The sequence below is a fragment of the Streptomyces sp. Je 1-332 genome (assembly GCF_040730185.1).
GTDB lineage: Bacteria > Actinomycetota > Actinomycetes > Streptomycetales > Streptomycetaceae > Streptomyces.
Map to the genome: position 1 here is coordinate 1682364 of NZ_CP160402.1, position 25161 is coordinate 1707524.

The following is a 25161-nucleotide window of genomic DNA, read 5'->3' on the forward strand; positions in this document are numbered from 1 at the left end:
GTCGTATTCGTGATCGGTGGCCCGCCTCGGAGGCGCCCACTACTGAAAGTCTCGCTCAGCGCCCGGTCAGGCGCCTGGCGTCCGCCAGGTGGGCGGCGAGCCGCTCCTGGATGCGCACGGTCGCCTCGTCGAGCGCCTTGCGCGTACGCCGTCCGCTGTCGTCGCCCGCTTCGAAGGGGTCGCCGAAGACGACGTCGACCCTGCTGCGCAGCGGGGGCAGCCCCTTCAACAACCGTCCGCGCTTCTCCGTGCTTCCCAGGACCGCGACCGGAACGATCGGCGCCCCGCTCCGTACGGCGAAGTACGCGAGGCCGGCGCGCAGCGAGGCGAAGTCTCCCTCGCCGCGGGTGCCCTCGGGGAAGATCCCGAGGACGCCGCCGTGGTCGAGCACGCCGAGCGCCCGGGTGATCGCCGTGCGGTCGGCGATCTCACGGTCCACCTTCACCTGCCCGATGCCGAGCAGGAAGCGGTCCAGGGGGCCGACGAACGCTTCCTTCTTGATGAGGAAGTGCGTCGGCCTGGGGGCCGTCCCCATCACCATCGGGCCGTCGACGTTGTGGGAGTGGTTCACGGCCAGGATCACCGGGCCGGTCGTGGGGACCTTCCAGGCGCCGAGGACGCGGGGCTTCCACAGGCCGTACATGAGGCCGACGCCGATGCGGCGGCCGACCTCCGCACCCCGTTCCGACGGCGCCGCGGTCACTTCGCCGCCCGCTTCTCCTCGACGAGGGTGACGACGCACTCGATGACCTGCTGCAGCGTGAGCTCGGTGGTGTCCACCTCGACGGCGTTGCCGGCCTTGGCCAGCGGGGACGTCTTGCGGCTGGAGTCGGCCGCGTCCCGCTGGATGAGCGCCTCACGCGTGGCGGCCACGTCGGCGCCCTTGAGCTCGCCGCTGCGACGGGCGGCGCGGGCCTCGGGCGAAGCCGTCAGGAAGATCTTCAGGTCGGCGTCGGGCAGGACGGTCGTACCGATGTCACGCCCCTCGACGACGATGCCCTTCTCGGCGGAGGCGGCGATGGTGCGCTGCAGCTCCGTGATGCGGGCGCGCACCTCGGGGACGGCGCTGACGGCGCTGACCTTCGAGGTGACCTCGGTGGTGCGGATCGGCCCCGCGACGTCCGTGCCGTCGACCGTGATGGTCGGGGCGAGCGGGTCGGTGCCGGAGATGATCTCGGGCTTGCCCGCGACCGCGGCGATGGCGGTCGGGTCCGTCAGCTCGATGCCGTTGTGCACCATCCACCAGGTGATCGCGCGGTACTGGGCACCGGTGTCCAGGTAGTTGAGGCCGAGCTGGGCGGCGACGGCCTTCGAGGTGCTCGACTTGCCCGTGCCGGAGGGCCCGTCGATGGCGACGATCACTGCTGCGGGCGCCGGACCGGCGGTTTCCACGGTTTCCACGGGGTGCGAAACCTCTCTCAGGACGCGGGGGCGGGGTAGCGGGGCGCGGACACGCCCCGCACAAGGTTACTGGCTCCCGCGCGCACCTCTTACTGCCGGATGCCCCGGGCCTTCACTGCCGGATCGCCCAGCCCCGCTCCCGCAGCGCGGCACTGAGCACCGGGACGGCCTTCGGCTCCACGACGAGCTGCACGAGTCCCGCCTGCTGCCCGGTCGCGTGCTCGATACGGACGTCCTCGATGTTCACCCCGGCCCGGTCGGCGTCGGCGAAGATCTTGGCCAGCTGCCCCGGCTGGTCGTCGATGAGCACCGCGACGACCTCGTACGCCGTCGGGGCGGACCCGTGCTTGCCCGGCACGCGGATCTGCCCGGCGTTCCCGCGCCGCAGGACGCTCTCGACGCCCGAGGCGCCCTCGCGCCGTTTCGCGTCGTCCGCCGACTGCAGGGCGCGCAGCGCCGTCACCGTCTCGTCGAGATCGGTCGCGACGGCGGACAGCAGGTCGGCGACGGGCCCGGGGTTGGCGGACAGGATGTCGATCCACATCCGCGGGTCCGACGCGGCGATGCGCGTGACGTCACGGATGCCCTGTCCGCACAGGCGCACCGCCGTCTCCTCCGCGTTCTCCAGGCGGGCGGCGACCATGCTGGAGACCAGGTGCGGCATGTGCGAGACGAGCGCGACCGCGCGGTCGTGCGCGTCGGCGTCCATGACGACCGGCACCGCGCGGCAGAGGGCGACCAGCTCAAGGGCGAGGTTGAGTACCTCGGTGTCGGTGTCTCGGGTCGGCGTCAGGACCCAGGGCCGCCCCTCGAAGAGGTCGGCGGTGGCGGCGAGCGGGCCGCTGCGCTCGCGCCCGGACATGGGGTGCGTGCCGATGTACGGGGTGAGGTCGATGCCGAGGGCTTCGAGCTCCCGGCGCGGGCCGCCCTTGACGCTCGCCACGTCGAGGTAGCCGCGGGCGGCGTCGCGCCGCATGACGTCGGCGAGGGTCGCCGCGACGTGCGCGGGCGGCACGGCGACGACGCACAGGTCGACCCGGCCCTCGGGGGCTTCGTCGGTGCCCGCGCCGAGCGCGGCGGCCGTGCGGGCCTGCCCGGGGTCGTGGTCGGCGAGGTGCACGCTCACGCCGCGCGATGCGAGGGCCAGGGCGGCGGAGGTGCCGATCAGGCCGGTGCCGATGACGAGGGCGGTTCTCACTGGGCGATGTCCTTGCGCAGGGTGGCCGCGGCGCCGAGGTAGACGTGGGTGATCTCGGCGCGGGGCTTGGGGGAGTCGATGTGTGCGAGGACGCGGACGACCCGCGGCATGGCTCCCTCGATCTCCAGCTCCTGCGCGCAGATCAGCGGGACGTCCACGATGCCGAGCCTGCGCGCGGCCGCCGCGGGGAAGTCGCTGTGCAGGTCGGGGGTCGCGGTGAACCAGATGCTGATCAGGTCCTCCTGAGTCAGCGCGTTCCGTTCGAGGATGGCGGTGAGCAGCTCGCTGACCTGCTCGTCCATGTGGTCGGCCGCGTCCCGCTCCAACTGGACGGCGCCCCGGACCGCTCGTACCGCCACAGTGCTGCTCCTCGCTCGCGTACGTCGACTGATGTACCGACAAGGGTAGTCAGGGCCCGGGGGACGAGTGCGCGGCGCCCGCCTGCCGAGACGGACGCCGCGTGCCTCAGGGTGCCTCACCGGGGTGGGGAGCACCGTGGGGTCAGAGCTTCTGCTCCTTGATGATGTCCTCCAGGGAGCCCGTCGGTACCTGACCCTGCGGGGTCAGTTTGTCGACGGCCTGGGGCAGCTGCTGGGCGATCTGGTCGGCGGCCTCGTCACGGCTGACGCCCGCGTCGGTGGCGACCTTGTCCAGGGTCTCGTCGGGGACGGACTGCTTGACCTGGTCCGGGCTCAGCGGCTGGTTGTCGCCCTTGCCGACCCACGAGTCCAGCTGGTCCTGGCTGACCAGGCCCGAGTTCTTGATCATGTCGAGGATGCCGCCCAGCGGGTTGCCTCCCGCGGAACCGCCCTGCCCGCCGCCACTGCTGGCTGCACCGCCTGCGCCACCGGCGCCGCCGCCCAGCAGGCCGCCGAGCAGCGAGCCGAGGACGTTGCCGCCTCCGGAGCCGCCTTGACCGCCCTGACCGCCCTGACCGCCGCCGAGGAGACCGCCGAGAAGGCTTCCCAGATCGTTACCCGCCATGGTCGCGCCTTTCGAGTGAGGGGCCGGGTCGGCGCCTCGGAGGGGCGCGGACCTCGGACCATGACAATGTCGCCCGAATCGCCCCCCGTCGCCACTTGGACCGTTCGGTGGCCGTTCAGCGATGGACGCCGGGGGCACGGGTCCGCTTGCCGCGGCCTAGGCGTCCCCGTCCCAGAGCGCCCCCAGCTCAAGCAGCTCCCCCCGGTACTCGATCCGCTCGGCCCACTCGGCGGGCCAGGCGTCCGCACCCAGGTGGGCTCCCGCGAAGGCGCCGGCCAGGCAGGCGATGGAGTCGGAGTCACCGGAGGTACAGGCTGCTCGGCGCAGGGCGGTGAGGGGCTCGTCCACGCATTGCAGGAAGCACAGCAATCCCGTGGCGAGCGCCTCTTCGGCGATCCAGCCAGCGCCGGTGGCCAGGCAGGGGTCCGTCTCCGGGTTGGCGTCCCGCAGCGCGGCCTCCAGACGTTCGAGGACGGCGAGGCACTCGTCCCAGCCACGAGCGATGAACATCCCCGGCGTCGGGTCGTCACCCCGCGTCCACAGCTCGCCGAGCCAACGCCCGTGGTACGTCTCCCGGTTCTCGTAGGCATAGGAACGCAGCAGCCCGACCAGTCCCGTCGGCTCGGCGCCCTGCGCGAGCAGCCGTACGGCGTGCGCCGTGAGGTCCGACGCGGCGAGCGCCGTGGGGTGGCCGTGGGTGAGCGCGGACTGCAGCTGGGCCGCGCCCGCCCGCTGCTCGTCGCTCAGACCCGGGACGAGCCCGATCGGCGCGACGCGCATGTTGGCGCCGCAGCCCTTGGAGTGCAGCTGGCTCGCCTCCTCCCACGGCTTACCGGCCTTGAGGAGGTAGCAGGCCTTGAGGCAGGTGTTGCCGGGTGCGCGGTTGTTCTCCGGTGACTGGTACCAGTCCACGAACTCCTCGCGTACCGGCCGTTCCATCCGCTTCGGGCCGAGCAGTCCTCGGTCCATGGCGGTACGCAGGCCGCGGCCCAGCGCCAGCGTCATCTGCGTGTCATCCGTGACGATCGCGGGCCGGGGCAGCTCCATCTCCCGCCAGGGCCCGCACTTGGCGAGGATCGACGGCACGTCGTGGAACTCGGTCGGGAAGCCGAGCGCGTCCCCCAGGGCGAGGCCTATGAGGGATCCGGTGGCGGCACGCTTCATGAGGGATTTCCTTCCGAGGAGGCAGCCGAGGGAACGGTCGAGGGACGGAGCAGGGGCGGATGCAGGGCGGTGGCCGGGCCCGCCCGGTAGAGGGCCGCCGGTTTGCCCCGGCCGCCCGTCAGGCGCGCGGCACCGGGGATCGCCTCGACGAAGCCGGACGTGCCGAGCACCTTGCGGCGGAAGTTGGCCGGGTCGAGTTCGGCGCCCCACACCGTCTCGTAGACCTGCCGCAGCTCGCCGAGCGTGAACTCGGGCGGGCAGAAGGCGGTGGCGAGGCCGGTGTACTCGAACTTCGCGCAGACGCGGTCGTGGGCGTCGGCCAGGATCCGGTCGTGGTCGAAGGCGAGCGGCCCCTGAGTGCCGTACGGCAGCCACTCGGCGCGGGCCGCGTCGCTGCCGGCGCGCACCGCGGGCGGTTCGGGGACGAGGGCCGCGAAGGCGACCGAGACGACGCGCATCCGCGGGTCGCGGTCCGGCTCGCTGTAGGTGCGCAGCTGTTCCAGGTGGAGTCCGGCGCTGTCGGTGAGGCCGGTCTCCTCGGCGAGCTCGCGTCCCGCAGCGGTCTCGGCGGACTCGTCCGGCAGCACGAACCCGCCGGGCAGCGCCCAGCGCCCGGCGTACGGCTCCTGGCCGCGCTCGACGAGCAGTGCGTGCAGGCGGCCCGCGCGGACGGTGAAGACGGCGAGGTCGACGGTGACGGCGAACGGTTCGAAGGCGTACTTGTCGTAGCCCTGCATGGCTCCCCACCCCCTTAATGGTCAGTACGACTATAAAGGGAGGGGGTCGGCCCGGCAAGACGCAAAAGGCGGCCGGCCCCTGCTTCCGCAGGGACCGGCCGCCTCAACTGACCTCAGGGGTTGGCCTAGAGGTCGACCTCCTGCATCAGCATGCCGACCTCGGTGTTCGACAGCCTGCGCAGCCACCCCGACTTCTGGTCGCCGAGCGTGATCGGCCCGAAGGACGTCCGCACCAGCTTGTCGACCGGGAAGCCCGCCTCCGCGAGCATGCGGCGCACGATGTGCTTGCGGCCCTCGTGCAGCGTCACCTCGACCAGGTAGTTCTTGCCGGTCTGCTCGACGACGCGGAAGTGGTCGGCGCGGGCGTACCCGTCCTCCAGCTCGATGCCGTCCTTGAGCCGCTTGCCCAGGTCGCGCGGGATCGGGCCCACGATGTGCGCGAGGTAGACCTTCTTCACGCCGTACTTCGGGTGCGTGAGGCGGTGCGCCAGCTCACCGTGGTTGGTGAGCAGGATGACGCCCTCGGTCTCGGTGTCGAGCCGCCCGACGTGGAACAGCCGCGCCTCGCGGTTGTTCGTGTAGTCGCCGAGGCACTGACGCCCCTCGGTGTCCTCCATGGTGGAGACGACACCGGCGGGCTTGTTCAGCGAGAAGAACTGGTACGACTGGGTCGCGACCGTCAGGCCGTCGACCTTGATCTCGTCCCGCTCCGGCTGGACCCGCAGGCCCTGCTCCATCACGATCTCGCCGTTGACCTCGACACGGGCCTGCTCGACGAGCTCCTCGCAGGCACGGCGTGAGCCGTAGCCGGCGCGGGCGAGGATCTTCTGCAGCCGCTCGCCCTCCTGCTCGGCGCCCGGGAAGGTCTTGGGCGGGCTCGCCTTCGGCTTGCCCGCGTACCGCTCGCGGTTGCGCTCTTCCTGCCGTGCGTCGTACTCACGGGACGTGGAGGGAGCTCCCGCGCCGCGCCGAGTGCCCCGGTCGGAGCCCTGGGGCGCCCTGGGGCCGCCCTTGGCGCCACCGCGCGCGGCCGCACCGCGGCCCTTCCTCGACGCGTCGCCGCCTACGTCGTAGCGACGCTCCTCGGGACGAGGCTTGCTCTCGCGCTTGGGGGCCTGGTCGTCACGCGCGCCACCGGCGCCGCGACCCTGCCGGTCGGGGCTGTTACCGGAACCCCGGTAATCGCGGCCGCCACCGCCACCGCCACCGCTGCCCCGGCCGCCGCCGGTCGGGCGGCCGCCGCCGCTCCCGCGACCGCCGCCGCTCGGGCGTCCACCGCTGCTGCCACGGCTGCCGCTGTTGCCACCACGGCTCCCGCCGTTGTTTCCGCTGCTGTTCCTGCCGTTGCTGCTTCGCATCAAATTTCCGTTAGTCGTCTGTGCCCTTGGCGTACTCGTCACCCGGCGCATCAGGCGCGTCCGGGTCGAACGACGGAACACCCTCCAGCGTCTCGGCCTCGATCGCCTCCGCCTCGGGGAGGAAGGGCGCGAGCTCCGGGAGCTCGTCAAGGCCACGCAGGCCCATCCGCTCCAGAAAGTAGTTCGTCGTCCTGTACAGGATCGCACCTGTTTCGGGTTCCGCGCCCGCCTCCTCCACCAGACCCCGCTGGAGAAGCGTCCGCATCACGCCGTCACAGTTCACTCCGCGCACCGCGGAGACCCGAGATCGGCTGACCGGCTGCCGGTACGCGACGACGGCGAGGGTCTCCAGGGCCGCCTGGGTGAGCCTCGCCTGCTGCCCGTCGAGCACGAAGCGCTCCACGGCGGCGGCGTACTCGGGCCGGGTGTAGAACCGCCAGCCGCCCGCCACGAGCCGCAGCTCGAAACCCCGCTTCTGCACGGTGTACTCGTCGGCCAGCTCGCGCACCGCGGCGGCGACCTGCCGCCGTGGCCGGTCGAGGATCTTGGCGAGGTGTTCCTCGGTGGCCGGTTCGTCGACGACCATGAGGACGGCCTCCAGGGCGGGCCGCAGCTCCAGGTCGGCGAGGGCGCTCGCCAGGTCGCCCGCGGGGCTCGTCGTGCTCTCGGGGCTCATGTGGCCGTCTCCTCACTCGTCTCGCCCGTCACCTCGGGCGCGCGGTCGAACTCGTCGGTCACCGTCGGCTCCCCGTCACCGTCCCCACCGGTCCACCGCACCATCAGCTCGCCCAGGGCGGTCTCCTGGTCCAGCTCGACGGCCTTCTCGCGGTACAGCTCCAGGAGCGCCAGGAAACGGGCCACGACGGTGAGGGTGTCCCCCGCGTCCTCGACGAGCGCCTGGAAGCTCACCTCGCCCCGCTCCCGCAGCAGGGCCACGACCAGACCCGCCTGCTCCTGCACGGAGACCAGCGGGGCATGGATGTGGTCGACGTACACCTGGGGCTTCGCCCGGGGCTGCATCGCCTTCACGGCGAGCCGGGCGAAGCCCTCCGCGCCGATGCTGATGACGACCTCGGGGAGCAGCTCCGCGTGGTGGGCCTCCAGGCCGACGGTCCGCGGATAGCGCCGCGCCTCCTCGTCCAGCCGCTCGCTGAAGATGTCGGCGATCCGCTTGTACGCGCGGTACTGGAGCAGCCGCGCGAAGAGCAGGTCACGCGCTTCGAGCAGCGCGAGATCCGCCTCGTCCTCGACCTCGGCGGAGGGCAGCAGACGGGCCGCCTTGAGGTCTAGCAGCGTGGCGGCGACCACGAGGAACTCGGTGGTCTGATCCAGGTCCCAGTCGGGCCCCAAGGCACGGATGTACGCCATGAACTCGTCGGTCACCGTGGACAGCGCGACCTCGGTGACGTCCATCTTGTGCTTCGAGATGAGCTGAAGCAGCAGATCGAAGGGGCCTTCGAAGTTGGCGAGGCGGACCTTGAACCGCCCGTCGTCGGGCTCGGAGGGCGAGTCCGGTTCCGGTGGGGGCTCGAGGGCCGGCTGCGGCTCCGGTTCGGGCTCCGCCGGAGCCGCGGCGGGGCCACGCCCCAGCGCACGCCGACGGACGGCCGGTGCGGAATCGTCGTTCAGGGGCATCGGCGGGAACGCTACCGCTACCGCCCGCGAAGCCGTCGTACGAGAATGCTCGCGTCCCCGCGCGACTCCAGATCCGCCAGCACCACGGCCACCGCCTCGCGGACGATGCGCCCGCGGTCGACCGCGAGCCCGTGCTCGCCCCGCAGCACCAGACGCGCGTGCTCGAGGTCCATCAGCTCCTCGGCGGACACGTACACGGTGATCTTCTCGTCGTGCCGCTCGCGCCCGCTGGGCCGCCGGTTGGCCGCCCGTGCACGCCGCCGCGCCTGTGCCGTGGAGGAGGCGTTCGCGGACCGGCCGCCGCCGCTCTGTGCGGCGGCGTCCTCCTGGTCCTGACCCTGCCCCTGGGCGGCACGTCCCTCGGCGGTGGCCGACCGGCTGCGGGATTCTCCCGACTCCGCGTCGGCGGCGCCGTGTTCGGCGCCGTCACCGCCGCCTGGCGCCGTGACACTGCCGTGCGCGTCGACGGCAGCGGCTTCGTCGCTCCCGCCGGCGGGAGCCGGCACCCGCGCCTCGCCGTTCGCCTGGCGTCGCGGGGACGACGACTGCAGCGCCATCCCCCCGGTCGTACGGAACAGTTCGTCGGCCCCCGGCAGACTCACTCGGCGTGACACCGGGCGAGCACCTCCCTGGCGAGCTGGCGATAAGCGGCCGCGCCGACCGAGTTCGATGCGTACGTCGTGATCGGCTCACCGGCGACCGTGGTCTCCGGGAAGCGGACCGTGCGTCCGATCACCGTGTGGTACACGTGATCGTCGAAGGCCTCGACCACCCGCGCGAGCACCTCACGGCTGTGCACCGTGCGGGAGTCGTACATGGTGGCCAGGATGCCGTCGAGCTCCAGGTCGGGGTTGAGCCGCTCCTGGACCTTCTCGATGGTCTCCGTGAGCAGGGCCACACCGCGCAGCGCGAAGAACTCGCACTCGAGCGGCACGATCACCTTGTGAGCCGCCGTCAGGGCGTTCACGGTGAGCAGGCCGAGCGAGGGCTGACAGTCGATCACGATGTAGTCGTAGTCCTGCATCAGCGGCTTCAACGCCCGCTGCAGCGTGGACTCGCGCGCGACCTCGCTCACCAACTGCACTTCGGCGGCGGACAGGTCGATGTTGCTGGGCAGCAGGTCCATGTTCGGGACCGCCGTCTTCAGCAGCACCTCGTCGGCCGACATGCCCCGCTCCATGAGCAGGTTGTAGACCGTCAGGTCCAGCTCCATCGGGTTCACCCCGAGGCCCACCGAGAGGGCGCCCTGCGGGTCGAAGTCGACCAGCAGGACCCGGCGTCCGTACTCCGCGAGCGCGGCACCCAGGTTGATGGTCGACGTCGTCTTGCCGACGCCGCCCTTCTGGTTGCACATCGCGATGATCTTCGCGGGACCGTGATCGGTCAGCGGACCCGGAATCGGGAAGTACGGCAGCGGGCGTCCGGTGGGGCCGACGCGCTCACGGCGCTGACGGGCCGCGTCCGGGGCCAGCGTGGCCGCGTACTCGGGATCGGGCTCGTACTCGGCGTCAGGGTCGTAGAAGTGCCCCTGGGGCAGTTCCTCGTAGTCGGCGAGTTGGGTGTGGGTGGTGTTCTCGCCACTCCGGTCGCCGGCCATGGCGTTCACGTGATGGCCATCCATGCTCTGGGGTGCAGACGATGCCGACTGAATCGCTTGCGTCGGCTGTGTTTGCTGGGGGTTCTGGCGGGCTGCGAAGGTGCGGACAGCGACGGAGCCGACAGCTTCGAGCCCCACGGGTCCTTGGCCCCGCTCAGAGGTTCCTGGTTGACCACCCCCGGGAGCAAATGTCGACTCATTCACAAGTCGTCTTACCTCCTTGGTGACCAGGAAATTTCTCGATAGGTCAGCGTGGCACCATGCCGACGGTTGGCGACTCTATGGCGTGTCACCGGTCCGCAGCAACACAATCCGCCGGACCCGGCCCGATGTGTCGGCAATCGAACGCCCCCATGTCAAGGGCGCGCGGGGTGCCGTTGGCACATTTCCGGGGTGTGCGAATCGGTTAAAGGGTTACGTTCAAGGCGAGTTGACCATGTCCACGGACATACGCATACGGCCGGACCCCTCTCAAGGTCCGGCCGTGGGCGTGAGATTGACGACTTTCGTTGACGAAAGCGGTCAGGATCAGCCGAGGAGCGTCTCCAGCTCGACGTGCTCGAGGCCGTGCGACTCGGCGACCTCCCGGTAAACGACCTTGCCGTCATGGGTGTTGAGGCCGAGGGCGAGCGCCTTGTCGCGGCGCAGCGCCTCGACCCAGCCGCGGTTCGCCAGCTCGACGATGTACGGCATCGTCGCGTTGGTCAGCGCGTACGTCGACGTGTTGGGCACCGCGCCGGGCATGTTGGCGACGCAGTAGAACACCGAGTTGTGGACCGGGAAGGTCGGCTCGGCGTGCGTCGTCGGGTGCGAGTCCTCGAAGCAGCCGCCCTGGTCGATCGCGATGTCGACAAGGACACTTCCCGGCTTCATGCGCGACACGAGCTCGTTGGTGACGAGCTTCGGGGCCTTGGCGCCCGGGATGAGAACGGCGCCGATGACGAGGTCGGCGTCGAGGCAGGCCTTCTCGAGCTCGAAGGCGTTGGAGACGACGGTCTGGATCTTCGTGCCGAAGATCTTGTCCGCCTCCTTGAGCTTGTTGATGTCCTTGTCGAGCAGGGTCACGTGGAAGCCCATGCCGATTGCGATCTGCATGGCGTTCCAGCCGGAGACGCCACCGCCGATGACGACGGCCTTACCGGCCGCGACGCCAGGGACACCGCCGGGCAGGACACCGCGGCCGCCCTGGGCGGCCATCAGGTGGTAGGCGCCGACCTGCGGGGCCAGGCGGCCCGCGACCTCGGACATCGGGGCGAGCAGCGGGAGCGCGCGGTTGGCGGTCTCGACGGTCTCGTACGCGATGGCCGTGGTGCCGGACTCCAGGAGCGCGTCCGTGCACTCCTTGGACGCGGCCAGGTGCAGGTAGGTGAAGAGGGTCTGGTCCTTGCGGAGGCGGTGGTACTCCTCCGCGATGGGCTCCTTGACCTTCAGGAGGAGGTCGGCGGTGGCCCAGACCTCGTCGGCGGTGTCCAGGATGACCGCGCCCGCGGAGACGTACTCCGCGTCCGTGATCGAGGAGCCGACACCGGCGTTCCGCTCGATGACGACCTGGTGGCCGTGGCGCACCAGCTCGTGCACACCGGCGGGGGTGATGGCCACCCGGAACTCGTTGTTCTTGACCTCGCGGGGGATGCCGACCTTCACGTCGATCACGGTCCTCTTGGCTCAGGGGTTCTTCGGGCAATGCACTACATACCGATACACAAGAGGGCGCATCGGAGACACCACGGAAGTACGCGGCGGAGCCAGTCTAATGAAGGACTTCTCGCTGTCTAGCCTTTCAATGCATCAATCTTCTGCGGAAGCGCTACGGATTTCGCAGGCGGAAGCCCCGGGTCCATCCTTCGAATCCTTCGATGCGAGGCCCCTGACCTCCTCGGCCTCCGTTTCCAGCATGCGCTCGGCCGCACTGCGGTGCAGCCGGGCGGCCGCCGGGTCCCCGAGCCGGTCCAGGGTGTCGGCGAGCCTGAGCTGCAGCGCCGCCTGGAGGCGTACGTCATCGGCCTGCCGCGCCCACTCGCCGGCTTCCTGGCAGGTGCGCAGCGACTCCTCGGGCCGCCCGGCGTACTCCTGCACCCGCGCCAGCTCGCTCAACGCCCTTGCCTGGCCCGCCACATCACCGACCTTGCGGTACCCGGTGACCGCCGAGCTCCAGTTGCGCAGCGCCTCTCCGTAGCGGCCCGCGTAGGTGTGCGCCGTCGCGATGCGGCCGTAGAGCCGTGCGGCGTCGGTGCGCTCGCCCCGCGCGAGCCGGTGGGCGAGGGCGCGCCCGAACCAGTCCGACGCACGCGACCAGTCCCCCAGCTCCTGGTGGGCACCGCCTACGGATTCCATCGCCCGGCCGGTCGCATACGGATCATTTGCTTCCCGTCCGGCGTCCAGAGCGAGCCGATAGCGCACCAGCGCCTCTTGCGTGCGTCCCGTCCTGGCGTCCAGATCCGCGAGATTCAGCAGGGCCGCCGCCTTCTCGCGGGGCAGGTTCCGGCGCTCGGCGACGTCCAGGACGAGGCGGTGGATGCCGTACAGGTCGGGAGCCGCGTCCTCCGTGCCCCGGTGGGCCACCAGGGCCCGCGTCAGCGCGGCCATCAGGCGTCGCGCCAGGGTGTCGAGCTCCCCGTCGGCGACCGCGAGGCGGGCGGCGGCCAGCAGGGCGGGCCTGCGGACGTGCAGCCACTCGGCGGCGGCGCCGGGGTGGGGGAAGCGCAGGGCCCGCGGCAGGCCCGCGAGCTTCTTGCGGGCCCCGGAGCTGTCCGGCTCCGTGATCGCCCGGCAGGACTGCAGGAGGCGCACGGTCCGCTCCAGCATCCTGGCCCGCGCGAGCTGCACCTCGGCGGCCCGGTCCTGGCTCTCGGTGCGTGCGCGCAGCAGCGGCACCAGGCAGGCCGGCACCTCGTACTGCGGAAGCGACGAGTCCACGGCCCTGACCAGGCCGAGCTTCACGAAGTCGTCCAGGGTCGTGCGAGCGGCGGAGACCGAGCAGCCGGCGAGCGCGGACGCGGTGTGCGGGTCGACGTACCCCGCGGGGGCGAGCGAGAGGTAGCGCAGTATCCGCGCCGCCGCCCCCGGCAGCGAGGTGTACGAGAGCTGGAACATCCGGGAGAGCGCGCCGGGCGCCGAGTCGTCGTCGGGCCGGTCGTGCATCTGCTTGGCGAGGTCGGCCACTGCCGCCTTGGGCCGCCCGGAGAGCCAGCCGCCGGCCAGGACGAGGGACGCGGGGTGCGCGGCGCACGCCTCGACCAGGCTCTCCGCCGACCGCGGGTCGACGGTGATGCGCACCGGGCCCGCCGCGCGGGAGAGCAGTTCGACCCCCGCGGCGGTGTCCAGGCCGCCCAGCGTGCACGGCCGCACGTCCGGGATGCCGGTGAGCGGGCCCTGGGACACGGCGACGACCAGGCACTCGGGCGCGTCCGGGAGCAGCGGGTCGACCTGTTCGGCGTCCGCGGCGTCGTCGAGGAGCAGCAGGGCCCTGCGCCCGGAAAGGGCCTCGCGGAGCACTTCGGCGAGCTCGTCCTCGTCGGCTCCCGCGGGCGCCGGGACCTTGAGGGCGTCCAGGAGCTCCCGTGCGGTGCGTTCCGTGGGCACGCGCGTGCCGTCGGGTTCGGTGAGCTGGGCCCGGAACATCCCGTCGGGGTAGTCGTCGGCGACCTGCCGCGCGAGTTCCTCGGCGAGCGCGGTACGCCCTGAGCCGGGGCGGCCCGCGATGAGGAGCACGCGTGCCCGAGGCGCTTTGCGGCCCGAGATGGTGTCGAGCCCCGCACGGTCGATGTCGGCCCGGAGCTCTTTCAACTCCCTGCGACGGCCGACGAACTGACCGCCCTCGGAGGTCTGGGCCGGAGCGGGCCGCGGCACCGCGCCGCCCGCTGCCGAACCGTCCGTGTCGACCGCCTGATCCGTCACGGGCCATGCTCCGTCCGCCTGCGCGCGAACCCGCCGGGAATCCGGTCGGGACGCTTCCAGAGCCTAGTTCAGGCCCTGCCGCCTCCCCCGGCGAGCGGCACGCGCAAGTCCCCCGATCGGATCAGCAGATCGTCACACCGGAGAGCTCCAATGGCGCAGAGCGCTGCCTCTCAGGCCTCGAAGGGACGCGCGGGCCAGGGCGCGTCGGCGGGGCGCAGCGCGTCGACGCCGTCGCCGCTCAGCGCGGCGGTCAGCGAGAGGGCGCCCACGACGAGGCAGTTGTTGTGCAGCTCACCGGCGAGCACGCCCCGTACGAGCTCTTCGAGCGGTACGCGCGCCAGCTCCATGTCGGCCTCCTCCTCGGAGACTTCGAAGCGCTCGCCCTCGGCCTCGGAGAGGTCGCGCGCGAGGAAGATGCGCACGGCCTCGTCGCAGCCGCCGGGGGTGGTGTAGACGTCGGTCAGGACACGCCAGTCCTCGGCCTTGACGTGCGCCTCTTCGTAGAGCTCGCGCTGGGCGGCGTGCAGGGGGTTCTCGCCGGGGATGTCGAGCAGACCCGCCGGGATCTCCCACAGCTTGTGGCGCACGGGGTGGCGGTACTGGCTCAGGACCAGGACGCGGCCCTCGTCGTCCAGGGCGAGCACCGCGACGGAGCCGGGGTGCACCTGGTAGTCACGGTGGACGACGGACCCGTCGGGCATGACCACGTCGTCGGTGCGAACCGAGGTCTTGTTCCCCACGAAGGGCGTCTTCGTCGCCGTGACCTGCCACTCCTCGGCGGTGTCCTTGATCGTCATGTCGCCCTGTCCTCCCACACGTGCAAACAGAAACCGGGGCACGCGCCTCATAAGGCCCGTACCCCGGCAACCGTATCGCTCTTGTGTTACTTACCCGTCTGGCGTGCTTCTTCCTGCCTCGCGACCGCGGCCTTCACCAGGCCCGCGAAGAGCGGGTGCGGGCGGGTCGGGCGCGAGCGCAGCTCCGGGTGCGCCTGGGTGGCGACCAGGTAGGGGTGGACCTCGCGGGGGTACTCGACGTACTCGACGAGCTTGCCGTCCGGGGACAGGCCGGAGAAGAGGATGCCGGCCTTCTTCTCGAGCTCGGCGCGGTAGGAGTTGTTCACCTCGTAGCGGTGACGGTGGCGCTCCTCGACGTACTCCTTGCCGTCGTACACCTCACGGGCGATGGAGCCCTCGGCGAGCTTGGCCGGGTACATGCCCAGGCGCATCGTGCCGCCCATGTCGCCCTCACCGGCGACGATGTCCAGCTGCTCCGCCATGGTCGAGATGACCGGGTGGGCGGTCGCGGAGTCGAACTCCGTGGAGTTGGCGTCGGGGATGTCCGCGAGGTTGCGGGCGGCCTCGATCACGATGCACTGCAGGCCCAGGCAGAGGCCGAGCAGCGGGATCCTGTTCTCGCGGGCGAAGGTGATGGCGCCGACCTTGCCGGTCACGCCGCGGTCGCCGAACCCGCCGGGGATGCAGACCGCGTCGACGTCACCGAGCTGCTTGGCGGCGCCCGACGGGGTCTTGCAGTCGTCGGAGGTGACCCACTTGACCTTGACGCGGGCGCGGTTGGCGAAGCCGCCCGCGCGCAGGGCCTCGGTCACCGAGAGGTAGGCGTCGGGCAGGTCGATGTACTTGCCGACCAGCGCGATGGTGACCTCGTGGTCCGGGTTGTGCACCCGGTCCAGGAGGTCCTCCCACTGGGTCCAGTTCACGTCGCGGAACGGCAGGTCGAGCTTGCGCACCACGTAGGCGTCGAGGCCCTCGGTGTGCAGGACCTTCGGGATGTCGTAGATCGACTTGGCGTCGATGGCGGCGACCACCGCGTCCTCGTCGACGTCGCACATCAGCGAGATCTTGCGCTTGATGGCGGTCGGCACCTCGCGGTCGGCGCGCAGCACGATGGCGTCCGGCTGGATACCGATGTTGCGCAGCGCCGCGACCGAGTGCTGGGTCGGCTTGGTCTTGAGCTCACCGGAGGGACCGATGTAGGGAAGGAGCGAGATGTGCACGACGAAGACGTTGTCGCGGCCGACCTCGTGGCGGACCTGACGGACGGTCTCCAGGAACGGCAGGGACTCGATGTCGCCGACCGTGCCGCCGACCTCCGTGATGACGACGTCGACGTCGTCGGTGGCCATACGGCGGATGCGGTGCTTGATCTCGTTCGTGATGTGCGGGATGACCTGCACCGTGTCGCCGAGGTACTCGCCGCGCCGCTCCTTGGCGATGACCTGCGAGTAGACCTGGCCGGTGGTGACGTTCGCCGAGCCGTCGAGGTCGACGTCGAGGAAACGCTCGTAGTGGCCGATGTCCAGGTCGGTCTCGGCGCCGTCGTTCGTGACGAACACCTCGCCGTGCTGGAAGGGGTTCATCGTGCCGGGGTCGACGTTCAGGTACGGGTCGAGCTTCTGCATGGTGACGCGCAGTCCGCGCGCCTTGAGGAGCGCACCCAGGCTCGAGGCAGTCAGACCCTTGCCGAGGGAAGAGGCGACACCCCCGGTGACGAAGATGTGCTTGGTCGTCGTGGACTTTGGCTGCATGGCCAAGAGGGGGCTCCCGTGGTCGCGGTCTGAAGGGTGCGTACCGGCACCCTCACCGGGCATTTTGGGGAGGTGCCGTCGCTGCGGTTCGGGGGTTCGATGACCACCGGCTCACGGGCTACCAGGGTATCAGCGACGGGACGAGGGTGCTTCCGGCCACGCACGGGCGCCCCCGTCACACCCACGTCACACCTCCCTCACCCGGCGCTCACCCGTTCGGCGCAGGCTGGTTGCCAGGAGCGGCGCGCAGATCACCTGGGTGCGTCGTATCCTGCTCGGACACTCGCTGCCGAGCCGGTCCGATCAACGGCAATCACCCCCGTACCGTTCCCCGGAACAAGAGGCTCGCGCAGTTCGTTTTACAGCGAAGCCTTGACCGTAGAGCGAGCGCCCCCGAGAGGGCGACGTGGCCGTTTGACTGGAGATGCACGTGGCCGGGCGCATCGAGGATTACGCACTCATCGGAGACATGCAGACCGCTGCCCTGGTCTGCCGGGACGGCACAGTCGACTGGCTGTGCCTGCCCCGCTTCGACTCGCACGCCATCTTCGCCGGATTGCTCGGCACGGAGGAGCACGGATTCTGGCGTCTCGGGCCCGCTCACAGCCCCGACGCACCACCGCCGACCGCCGCGCGGCGCACGTACCGCGGCGACTCGCTGATCCTGGAATCCGAGTGGGACACCCCGCGCGGCACGGTCCGCGTGACCGATTTCATGCCGCCGCGCGACACGGACGCCCCGCAGCTGGTACGGATCGTCGAGGGCGTCAGCGGCCGGGTGCCGATGCGCTCCGCCCTGCGGATGCGTTTCAGTTACGGCCGCATCGTGCCCTGGGTGCACAAGGTCGACGATCGCACGGTGGCCGTCGCCGGACCCGACTCCGTGTGGCTCGACACGTCGGCCGAGACCTACGGCAAGGACCTCACGACGTACGCGGACTTCACGGTCTCGCCCGGTGACCGGGTCGCGTTCACCATCTCGTGGCAGCCCTCGCACAAGCAGCCGCCCCCGCCCGCAGAGCCCGAGAACGCCCTCACGGCCACGCAGGACTTCTGGCGGGATTGGGTCGAGCACTGTACGTACCACGGCCCGTACCGCGAGGCCGTGGTCCGCTCACTGATCACCCTGAAGGCCCTGACGTACGCCCCCACGGGCGGCATCGTCGCCGCGCCCACGACGTCACTGCCGGAGGACATCGGCGGCTCCCGCAACTGGGACTACCGCTACACGTGGCTGCGCGACGCCGCCATCACGCTCTCCTCGCTGCTGCGCACCGGGTACCGCGAGGAGGCCCGTGCCTGGCGCGAGTGGCTCCTGCGCGCGGTGGCGGGCGACCCCGAGAACCTGCAGATCATGTACGGCATCGCGGGTGAGCGCGAGCTCGGCGAGGCCGAGCTCGACTGGCTGCCGGGGTACGAGGGCTCGACACCGGTCCGGGCCGGCAACGGCGCGGCGCACCAGCTCCAGCTCGATGTGTACGGCGAGGTCACCGAAGCCCTGCACCTGGCACACATGACGGGCCTGGCCCGCAGTGACTACGCCTCACTGCTCCAGCTCAAGCTGATCCGCTATCTGGAGACGCACTGGGACGAGCCGGACGAGGGCATCTGGGAGGTGCGCGGCCCGCGCCGCCACTTCGTGCACTCCAAGGTGATGGTCTGGGTCGCCGTCGACCGCACGATCAAGCTCATCGAGTCCGGCGACGCGGACGGCCCCCTGGACAAGTGGCGCGAGCTGCGCGACGACATCCACCGGGACGTCTGCGAGAAGGGCTACGACAAGGAGCGGAACACCTTCACCCAGTCGTACGGCTCCAAGGAGCTGGACGCCTCGCTGCTGCTCATCCCGCAGATGGGCTTCCTGCCGCCCGACGACAAGCGGGTGATCGGCACGATCGAGGCGATCCAGCGCGAGCTCTCGACGTCGGACGGCTTCATCCTGCGCTACCCCACGGCCGGGGACGACGCGGGCGTGGACGGCCTCGAAGGCGACGAGGGCGCGTTCCTGGCCTGTTCGTTCTGGATGGCGGACGACCTGGCGATGATCGGCCGGGTGGACGAGGCCCGCAAGCTCTTCGAGAAGCTCCTCGCGCTCCGCAACGACCTCGGGCTGCTCGCCGAGGAGTGGGACCCGCGGCTGCAGCGCCAGGTCGGCAACTTCCCCCAGGCGTTCAGCCACGTGCCGCTGATCGACACGGCACTGCGGCTGACGGCCAGCGGGGCGTACGGCGGTTAGCGAGCCCCTGCAGGACCGGACGGCGACGGGCGTGCCCGTCGCCGTCCGTGCGTTCAGGTACCGTCCGCCCCATGGAAAGTCAGGGCACTCAGGGCACTCAGGGCGGCATCACCGTGCAGCGGGCCCTGGAACTTCCGGGTCTTCGCGGCGGGCTCCCCGAGGTGGTCGCGGGCGCCGAGCGGCTGCAGCGCACGGTGCGGTGGGTGCATGCGGGCGAGGTGCCGAACATCGCCTCGCTCCTCAAGGGCGGCGAACTGCTCCTGACCACGGGCCTCGGCCTCGGCGCACGCCCCGCCGAGCAGCGTGTCTTCGTGCGCAAACTCGCCGAGCGGGGCATCGCGGCGCTCGTCGTCGAACTGGGCCCGCGCTTCGCACGGCTGCCCTCGGCGATAGTGGAGACGGCTCGGGCGGCGGGTCTTCCGCTGGTGCAGCTGCACCGCGAGGTGCCCTTCGTGACGGTCACCGAAGAGGTCCACACCGAGATCGTCAACGGCCATTACGCGCTCCTCCAGCAGGCCGAGGAGGTCCACCGACGCTGCACGGAGGCGCTGCTCGGCGGGGGCGGCGTCCCCCAAGTCCTGTCTGTCCTCGCCGAGTTCAGCGGTAACCCGGTGTTCCTGGAGACAGCGGACGGACAGCTCCTGTACGCGGCCGGTGCGGGCACGGAGTGCGCCGATCCGCTCCAGGTGTGGGAGGGCCTGCGGGGTCAGCACAAGGACGGGCCGCCCGCGGGTGCGCTGCTCGTCGACGTGCCGGGCGGCGGCCCCGGCTCGGGCTCGGTGCGCGCCCGGCTCGTGCTGCTCGCCGTGGAGTCCGCGCCGCTTCCGGTGCACCGGATCGCGGCGGAGCGGGCCGCGGGCTCGCTCGCGGTGGTCCTGATGCAGGCCCGGCAGGAGGAGGAGCTCGCCGCGCGGGGCCGGGGCGACTTCCTGACCGATCTCGCGGAGGGCCGGATCCAGGCCGAGGATGCGCCCGCCCAGGCGCGGGTGCTCGGTTTCAAGCCCGGCGAGAGCCCGCTGCTCCCGGTGGTGATGCGGCTCGCGGACGGACTGCCGCCGGGCGGCGGCTGGGCGGTGCTCGCGCGGGCGGTGGCGGAGGAGCTGGCCGCGGTAGGGGTGCCGGTGCTGCTCGGCGTACGTCCGGTCGAGGGGCGCGTCCCGTTGCTTCTGGGCCTGCGCTCGGAGTCCGAGCGCACCGCGGTGGCCGACCGTGTCGCCGCCGCGCTGCGCGCGGGCGTGGAGCGGGCGGGGATGCAGCGGGCCGGGGCGCTGCCGCCGGTCGTGGTGGTCGGCGTCGCGGGCGGCTGGGCGGCGGCGTCGGCGGGGCTGCGGCACGCCGCGGAGACGGCGACGGCCGCGCAGGGTCTCATCGACCGCCCTTGGTACGACGCGCGGCGTCTGGACATCGATCTGCTGCTGTGGCGCCTGCACAACTACGACGACTCGGCGCTCGCGGCGTTCGTGGACCGCGCGATCGGCCCGCTGCGGACCCACGACCAGCGCTCGAAGCCGCCGCTCCTGCCGACCCTGCAGACGTATCTGGCCCATGCGGGACGCAAGGCGGAGACGGCGCGCGAGCTGCACCTGAACCGTCAGACGCTCTACAACCGCCTCGCCCGGATCAGCGAGCTCCTCGGCACGGACCTGGACGACCCGCAGACGGTGCTCGCGTTGAGCCTGGCGCTGCGGGCGCGGAGGCATGTGGCGTAGCGGCCCCGCGCAACCCCGGCGCTACACGCCGAAGGGCCGCGTCAACTCGTCGTAGACGCTGAGGACTTGAGTGACCGTTTCGTCCTCGGTCGGCCATGTCGCCGCCTGGGCCGTGCCCTTGTCCTTGAGCCGCTCCCTGAGCGCGGGGTCGGCGAGGAGACGGGCGACGGCGGTGGCCAGGGCCTCGGCGTCGCCGTACGGGACGAGGGCGGCGGCGTCGCCGACGAGTTCGGGGATGCCGCCGACCGCGGTCGCGACGAGCGGCACGCGTGCGTGCAGGGCCTCTTGCGCAAGCACCGAGCGGGACTCCCAACTGGTGGGCAGCACCACGAGATCGGCCGCCGCGAGCATCTCGGGCACGTCGTCGCGCCGGCCGACGAGCCGGACCGGAAGGCCCTCGTTCTCGATACGGCGCTGCAGGGCGCCGCGCTCGGGCCCTTCGCCCGCGATGACGAGGAGCGGCAGAGGATCGAGGTGGCGCCACGCGCGCGTGGCCTGCAGGAGGACGTCGTATCCCCGCTGCGGTTCGAGCGTGCCGACGGTGACGATCAACGGGCGTCCTACGGCGCCGAGTTCGGCCAGGGCCTTGTGGCGCAGCCCCTCGGCGTCCTCGACCTCCCCGTCCGTCGGTCGCGGCGCGGGGAGTGTGACGGGAGCGAGGCGGGCGTCCCGCGCGCCCCTGCTGCGGGCGCGGTCGACGAGGTCGGACGAGGTGCCGAGGACCACGGCGGCGGCCTTGGCGACGCGTCGCTCCAGGAGGCGCAGGACGCGGGCGCGCGCTCCTTTCGCGTGCGCGCGCGTGTGCCAGGTGACGACGAGGGGGGTGCGCCGGCCGGTGAGCGCCAGGGCGGCGCGGAGCGCGGCGTGCAGTCCGTGCGCGTGCACGAGGTCGGCGTCGGCGCAGGCCAGCCGGAGGGAGGCGACCGATGCGGGGTCGTTGCTGCGCGGTACGTGGACGTGCCGGGCGCCGGTGCCTGTCAGGTCGTAGGCACTGGCGGCTTCGGCGGGGGCGCACACCGTGACCCGCACGCCCCGCGCCGCGAGTCCCGCGGCGAGCGACCTGACGTGGGCGCTGCTGCCCGCGCTGCCACCGCCCAGCACTTGCACGGTGTGCAGCGAGGTCTGACCGTGCGGTGAGTGGCTGCTCACGTGGCTCACGTAGCCGGGGCTCCTGGGTCGGCGTCGGGGGGCTGCGCCAAGGATGCCAGTCCGTACGGACGTTCCGGCACCGCCGAAAGGCCTCGTCCGTGTCGCACAGGGCAACTCCCTGACCCGGATCACCCACACGGGTGAGGACAACGGGGATTCAACACCGCGGATGACCTACGGCCCTCGCATCTTCGCAGCGCCACTCCCGTAACGAAAGCGTTCCGAGCCCTCAGGGCGCGGCAGCCCCCGCCAAGGAGCCACAGCCGCGAGGCACGACGCAACGACGAGAAGTCACATCAGCCGGGAGGCGGCACCTCGACGCCTACGCGCCCACCCCAACCCCACCCGCCCTCAACGCTTCACGCTCCCCCCACGCCTTCCGGCAGCGGGGCCCCCGCACCCGCCGCGACCGCGCCACGCCACACCACACCACAGCGCACGCTCTCAGCTCAACGAGGCCGCAGCTCAGCGGTGCCGAGTGGCTAGCCCCAACGCCCCGCACCCGCCGCGAACGCGCTGACCTTCTCGCCGTACGCGGCCGCCGCCACGACGCCGACCGCGTGGACGGCGAGACCCGTGCGGCCGTTGCCCGCGGCGATGGCGAGGCCGAGGGCCGCGCCCAAGGCGTGTGCTCCCGCGTCGCCGATCATGGCGTGCTCCCCGATGTCCTCCGGGAGCACGGCCGCCGCGGCTCCGACGGAGGCGGCGGAGAGCGCTCCGGCGGCGCCTTGGCGCAGCAGCCCCGGCATCCCCAGCGCGACCACCGCTCCGGCCGCCCACCCCGGGCGTACGTCCACGAGGTTGACGAAGTGAGCGGCGCCCGCAACCACGACACCGGCAAGAAGCTTGTCCACCGGCCGCTCCTTGAGCAGCGCGCCGGCGGCAAGACCTGCCGCGGAGACCCCGAACAACTTCACGGCCCCGCTGGTGACTTCCCCCGCCCGCAACGCGCCCAGGTGCGCACGGAAGCCCCGGCGCGGATCGCCCTCCCCCGCCACATCGTCGTACGCCCCGCACGCCCCCGCGGAGAGCACGGCGAGCGCGGCGGCGGCGCGGGCCCTGGCGGGCAGCACCACAGCTCCCGCCGCCGCACCGAGAGCGGCGGCGGGCCCGGCGTACAACTCCACCGTCCGCCCGGCATAGTTCTTCCGCTGCCAGCGCCCGACTCCACCCGGAGGGCGCGAACGCAACGCGGTGGTGGCGGCGCGGGTGACGGCGGCCGCGGCGAGAAGAGCGGTGCAGCGCTGGACGATCATGCGTTTCAGCGTACGCCGACCAGGTCACGGCCTCTCCGGCGTCCAAGGACAAAGGCGACGGAGCAGGCGATCGGCAGTACCCGAACCCCACCCACCGAAGACGCCCCACCAACCACCCACCCCCGAGCCGACCAGGCCACAGCCACCCGGCGCCCGACGACCAACTCAGCAGAGCCAGTGACAGGCGCACTCGAACCCCACCCACCGAAAGCGACCCGCCAGCCACCCGCGTCCGAGCCGAGCACGTCACAGCCCGACCGGCATCCAAGAACCAAGCCGGCCGAGCCGGAGATCCACCGGCTCCGCCGGGCTCGTTCTTGGATGCCGTTGGGCTGTGGCCTGGTCGGCACGGGGGGGGCGGGTGGTTGGTGGGGCGTCTTCGGTGGGTGGGGTTCGGGTACCGATAGCCAGTGACCGGCAGCACGCGAAGCCCACCTGCCGAGGGCGACCCGCCAGCTACCCGTCCCCCCGAGCCGTGGCCAGCAGTTCCTCCGCGTGGGCCCGTGCAGTCTCCGAGTCCTCCTGGCCCGCCAGCATCCGGGACAACTCCCGCACCCTGTCCTCCCCTTCGAGCACCAGGACTCCGGACCGCGTCACGGACCCGTCGTTCGTCTTCTCGACGAGCAGCTGCCGGTCGGCGAACGCCGCCACCTGCGGCAGATGCGTCACGACCACGACCTGCGCGGACTTGGCGAGGCGGGCGAGTCTGCGGCCGATCTCGACCGCGGCCTTGCCGCCGACACCCGCGTCGACCTCGTCGAAGAGGTACGTCGGCACGGGATCCGTACCCGCGAAGACCACCTCGACGGCGAGCATCACGCGCGACAGCTCACCGCCGGACGCACCCTTGGCGATCGGTCGCGGCGGGGCGCCCGGATGCGGGGCCAGGAGGAGTTCCACCTCGTCGACGCCCGCGGGCCCGTACGCGACGAGGCGGCCGTCGACCGGCACACCGTCCCCGCCCTCGGGCACCTCCGTGGCGGTGATGTCGATCGTCACGCGCGCGTGCGGCATCGCGAGCGAGGCCAGCTCTTCGGTGACGGCCGCCGCGAACCGCGAAGCCGCCTCCTGGCGCGCGTCGGTCAACGCCTGCGCGAGCCCCGCGAGTTCGCTGCGGAGCGCGTCACGCTCGGCGGTCAGTTCCTCGAGACGGTCGTCGTCACCTTCGAGTTCCGTGAGCCGCGCGGCCCCCTCCTGGGCCCAGGCGAGGACGGAATCGATGTCGGAGCCGTACTTCCGGGTCAGCTGGGTCAGTGCGGCCCGCCGCTCCTCCACCGCCGCGAGACGCAGGGGATCGGCGTCGAGGTCGTCGGCGTACCCCGCGAGCTCCCCCGCCACATCGCCCAGCAGAATCCCGATCTCGCCGATCCGCTCGCCCAGGGCGGCCAGGGCGGGGTCGTGGGAGCGGACCGCCTCAAGAGCCCGGTGGGCGCCCGCCACCAGCGTCGCGGCGTCCACACCTTCCGGGTCCTCGGGGACGCCCGCGAGCGCGGCGTGCGCGGCCGTCGCGGCGGAGGCGAGGGCCTCCGCGTGGCCGAGCCGCTCGGCCTCGGCGGCCAGTTCGGTGTCCTCACCCTCGCGCGGCTCCACGCCCGCGACCTCGTCGAGGCCGAAACGCAGCAAATCGGCCTCCTGGGCCCGTTCACGCGCGCGCGTGGTGATCTCGTCGACCTCGGTCGTCACGGCCCGCAGCCTGCGGTACGCCGCCGTGTACTTGGCCAGCGGCACGGCGACGGCGTCGCCCGCGTACCGGTCGAGGGCTCCGCGCTGCCGGGCCGGTTTGAGCAGGCCCTGCTGGTCCGTCTGTCCGTGCACCGCCACGAGGTCGTCGGCGAGTTCGGACAGCAGGCCCACCGGGACCGACCGCCCGCCGAGGTGCGCACGGGAGCGGCCCTCCGCCGAGACCGTACGGCTGATCAGCAGCGCCCCGTCGTCGAGCTCGGCCCCCGCTTCCTCCGCGCGCACGGCAGCCGTGGCATCCGCGGGCACAGTGATCCGCCCCTCCACCACCGCCGACTTGGCGCCGATCCGCACCAGGGCGGCATCGGCACGTCCGCCGAGCAGCAGGCCAAGGCTGGTGACCACCATCGTTTTGCCCGCACCGGTCTCGCCGGTCACCGCGGTGAACCCCGGCGACAGCTCGACCACCGCGTCGTCGATGACTCCGAGCGACCGTATCCGCATCTCCTCCAACACGGACACGACCTTACGAGGTCATGGGCCAGGTGTGCGACGGCCCCTGGTCTCCTTCCACCTTCCTTACACGAAGACGCAGGTGGCAAAGGCGGATCG

At 71.8% G+C, this 25161-nt stretch carries 21 protein-coding genes; 2 read left to right on the forward strand and 19 right to left on the reverse strand.

The window, feature by feature from the left end; translation table 11 throughout:
- Window positions 1-55 precede the first annotated feature (55 nt).
- From ABXJ52_RS07845 to ABXJ52_RS07920, 16 genes are all read right to left on the reverse strand, one after another.
- A complete protein-coding gene (locus ABXJ52_RS07845; RefSeq protein WP_367040416.1) occupies window positions 56-742 on the reverse strand; it encodes a lysophospholipid acyltransferase family protein in 687 nt (228 codons plus the stop codon).
- Window positions 700-1392 (reverse strand): (d)CMP kinase, encoded by a 693-nt coding sequence (cmk, locus tag ABXJ52_RS07850; protein ID WP_367048884.1) that lies wholly within the window; start codon window positions 1390-1392, stop codon window positions 700-702. Before cmk ends, ABXJ52_RS07845 begins: the two co-directional genes overlap by 43 nt.
- 121 nt (window positions 1393-1513) lie before the next feature.
- Window positions 1514-2599 carry a prephenate dehydrogenase gene (locus ABXJ52_RS07855; RefSeq protein ID WP_367040417.1) on the reverse strand — a complete coding sequence of 362 codons (1086 nt, stop codon included), beginning with the start codon at window positions 2597-2599 and terminating at the stop codon, window positions 1514-1516.
- Window positions 2596-2958 carry a chorismate mutase gene (gene aroH / locus ABXJ52_RS07860; protein WP_367040418.1) on the reverse strand — a complete coding sequence of 121 codons (363 nt, stop codon included), beginning with the start codon at window positions 2956-2958 and terminating at the stop codon, window positions 2596-2598. Before aroH ends, ABXJ52_RS07855 begins: the two co-directional genes overlap by 4 nt.
- 142 nt (window positions 2959-3100) lie before the next feature.
- A complete protein-coding gene (locus ABXJ52_RS07865; RefSeq protein ID WP_367040419.1) occupies window positions 3101-3583 on the reverse strand; it encodes a YidB family protein in 483 nt (160 codons plus the stop codon).
- A 156-nt stretch (window positions 3584-3739) separates the two neighbouring features.
- Window positions 3740-4747, reverse strand: a complete 1008-nt coding sequence (locus ABXJ52_RS07870) for an ADP-ribosylglycohydrolase family protein (protein ID WP_367040421.1) — start codon at window positions 4745-4747, stop codon at window positions 3740-3742.
- Window positions 4744-5484 carry an NUDIX domain-containing protein gene (locus ABXJ52_RS07875; protein ID WP_367040422.1) on the reverse strand — a complete coding sequence of 247 codons (741 nt, stop codon included), beginning with the start codon at window positions 5482-5484 and terminating at the stop codon, window positions 4744-4746. Before ABXJ52_RS07875 ends, ABXJ52_RS07870 begins: the two co-directional genes overlap by 4 nt.
- Window positions 5485-5609: 125 nt before the next feature.
- The gene (locus ABXJ52_RS07880) at window positions 5610-6842 is read right to left on the reverse strand and encodes a pseudouridine synthase (RefSeq protein WP_367040423.1); all 1233 of its coding nucleotides are present in this window, start codon (window positions 6840-6842) and stop codon (window positions 5610-5612) included.
- 10 nt (window positions 6843-6852) lie between these two features.
- The gene (gene scpB / locus ABXJ52_RS07885; protein WP_367040424.1) at window positions 6853-7518 is read right to left on the reverse strand and encodes an SMC-Scp complex subunit ScpB; all 666 of its coding nucleotides are present in this window, start codon (window positions 7516-7518) and stop codon (window positions 6853-6855) included.
- Window positions 7515-8477: a segregation/condensation protein A gene (locus ABXJ52_RS07890; RefSeq protein WP_367040426.1), complete on the reverse strand. Its 963-nt coding sequence runs from the start codon at window positions 8475-8477 to the stop codon at window positions 7515-7517. The genes scpB and ABXJ52_RS07890 overlap by 4 nt, the downstream gene beginning before the upstream one ends.
- Before the next feature lie 17 nt (window positions 8478-8494).
- Window positions 8495-9091: a hypothetical protein gene (locus tag ABXJ52_RS07895; protein ID WP_367040427.1), complete on the reverse strand. Its 597-nt coding sequence runs from the start codon at window positions 9089-9091 to the stop codon at window positions 8495-8497.
- Window positions 9076-10278: a ParA family protein gene (locus tag ABXJ52_RS07900; protein ID WP_367040428.1), complete on the reverse strand. Its 1203-nt coding sequence runs from the start codon at window positions 10276-10278 to the stop codon at window positions 9076-9078. Before ABXJ52_RS07900 ends, ABXJ52_RS07895 begins: the two co-directional genes overlap by 16 nt.
- Before the next feature lie 324 nt (window positions 10279-10602).
- The gene (gene ald / locus ABXJ52_RS07905) at window positions 10603-11718 is read right to left on the reverse strand and encodes an alanine dehydrogenase (RefSeq protein ID WP_367048886.1); all 1116 of its coding nucleotides are present in this window, start codon (window positions 11716-11718) and stop codon (window positions 10603-10605) included.
- A gap of 144 nt (window positions 11719-11862) precedes the next feature.
- Window positions 11863-13923 carry a tetratricopeptide repeat protein gene (locus ABXJ52_RS07910; protein WP_367048888.1) on the reverse strand — a complete coding sequence of 687 codons (2061 nt, stop codon included), beginning with the start codon at window positions 13921-13923 and terminating at the stop codon, window positions 11863-11865.
- Between the two features lie 218 nt (window positions 13924-14141).
- The gene (locus tag ABXJ52_RS07915; RefSeq protein WP_367040430.1) at window positions 14142-14768 is read right to left on the reverse strand and encodes an NUDIX hydrolase; all 627 of its coding nucleotides are present in this window, start codon (window positions 14766-14768) and stop codon (window positions 14142-14144) included.
- 86 nt (window positions 14769-14854) lie between these two features.
- Window positions 14855-16519: a CTP synthase gene (locus tag ABXJ52_RS07920; RefSeq protein ID WP_367048890.1), complete on the reverse strand. Its 1665-nt coding sequence runs from the start codon at window positions 16517-16519 to the stop codon at window positions 14855-14857.
- 424 nt (window positions 16520-16943) lie between these two features.
- Between ABXJ52_RS07920 and ABXJ52_RS07925 the strand changes: the two genes are divergently transcribed.
- A complete protein-coding gene (locus ABXJ52_RS07925) occupies window positions 16944-18755 on the forward strand; it encodes a glycoside hydrolase family 15 protein (protein WP_367040432.1) in 1812 nt (603 codons plus the stop codon).
- Window positions 18756-18826: 71 nt separating this feature from the next.
- Window positions 18827-20464 (forward strand): PucR family transcriptional regulator, encoded by a 1638-nt coding sequence (locus tag ABXJ52_RS07930; protein WP_367040434.1) that lies wholly within the window; start codon window positions 18827-18829, stop codon window positions 20462-20464.
- Between the two features lie 21 nt (window positions 20465-20485).
- On the opposite strand, the gene ABXJ52_RS07935 is transcribed toward ABXJ52_RS07930, so the two are convergent.
- The 3 genes from ABXJ52_RS07935 to recN form a co-directional block, all read right to left on the reverse strand.
- A complete protein-coding gene (locus tag ABXJ52_RS07935) occupies window positions 20486-21622 on the reverse strand; it encodes a glycosyltransferase family 4 protein (RefSeq protein ID WP_367040435.1) in 1137 nt (378 codons plus the stop codon).
- Between the two features lie 473 nt (window positions 21623-22095).
- Window positions 22096-22869, reverse strand: coding sequence for a hypothetical protein (locus ABXJ52_RS07940; RefSeq protein WP_367040436.1), 774 nt, complete (start codon window positions 22867-22869; stop codon window positions 22096-22098).
- 456 nt (window positions 22870-23325) lie between these two features.
- The gene (gene recN, locus ABXJ52_RS07945) at window positions 23326-25053 is read right to left on the reverse strand and encodes a DNA repair protein RecN (protein WP_367048892.1); all 1728 of its coding nucleotides are present in this window, start codon (window positions 25051-25053) and stop codon (window positions 23326-23328) included.
- Window positions 25054-25161: the final 108 nt, after the last annotated feature.

What these genes read in the sequence shown, in the direction of transcription:
- ABXJ52_RS07865 (WP_367040419.1), bottom strand. Translation starts at nt 3,583, where the DNA reads ATGGCGGGTAACGATCTGGGAAGCCTTCTCGGCGGTCTCCTCGGCGGC.
- ABXJ52_RS07940 (WP_367040436.1), bottom strand. Translation starts at nt 22,869, where the DNA reads ATGATCGTCCAGCGCTGCACCGCTCTTCTCGCCGCGGCCGCCGTCACC.
- ABXJ52_RS07870 (WP_367040421.1), bottom strand. Translation starts at nt 4,747, where the DNA reads ATGAAGCGTGCCGCCACCGGATCCCTCATAGGCCTCGCCCTGGGGGAC.
- ABXJ52_RS07920 (WP_367048890.1), bottom strand. Translation starts at nt 16,519, where the DNA reads ATGCAGCCAAAGTCCACGACGACCAAGCACATCTTCGTCACCGGGGGT.
- ABXJ52_RS07915 (WP_367040430.1), bottom strand. Translation starts at nt 14,768, where the DNA reads ATGACGATCAAGGACACCGCCGAGGAGTGGCAGGTCACGGCGACGAAG.
- ABXJ52_RS07890 (WP_367040426.1), bottom strand. Translation starts at nt 8,477, where the DNA reads ATGCCCCTGAACGACGATTCCGCACCGGCCGTCCGTCGGCGTGCGCTG.
- ABXJ52_RS07930 (WP_367040434.1), top strand. Translation starts at nt 18,827, where the DNA reads ATGGAAAGTCAGGGCACTCAGGGCACTCAGGGCGGCATCACCGTGCAG.
- scpB (WP_367040424.1), bottom strand. Translation starts at nt 7,518, where the DNA reads ATGAGCCCCGAGAGCACGACGAGCCCCGCGGGCGACCTGGCGAGCGCC.
- ABXJ52_RS07880 (WP_367040423.1), bottom strand. Translation starts at nt 6,842, where the DNA reads ATGCGAAGCAGCAACGGCAGGAACAGCAGCGGAAACAACGGCGGGAGC.
- ABXJ52_RS07925 (WP_367040432.1), top strand. Translation starts at nt 16,944, where the DNA reads ATGCACGTGGCCGGGCGCATCGAGGATTACGCACTCATCGGAGACATG.
- ABXJ52_RS07875 (WP_367040422.1), bottom strand. Translation starts at nt 5,484, where the DNA reads ATGCAGGGCTACGACAAGTACGCCTTCGAACCGTTCGCCGTCACCGTC.
- recN (WP_367048892.1), bottom strand. Translation starts at nt 25,053, where the DNA reads ATGCGGATACGGTCGCTCGGAGTCATCGACGACGCGGTGGTCGAGCTG.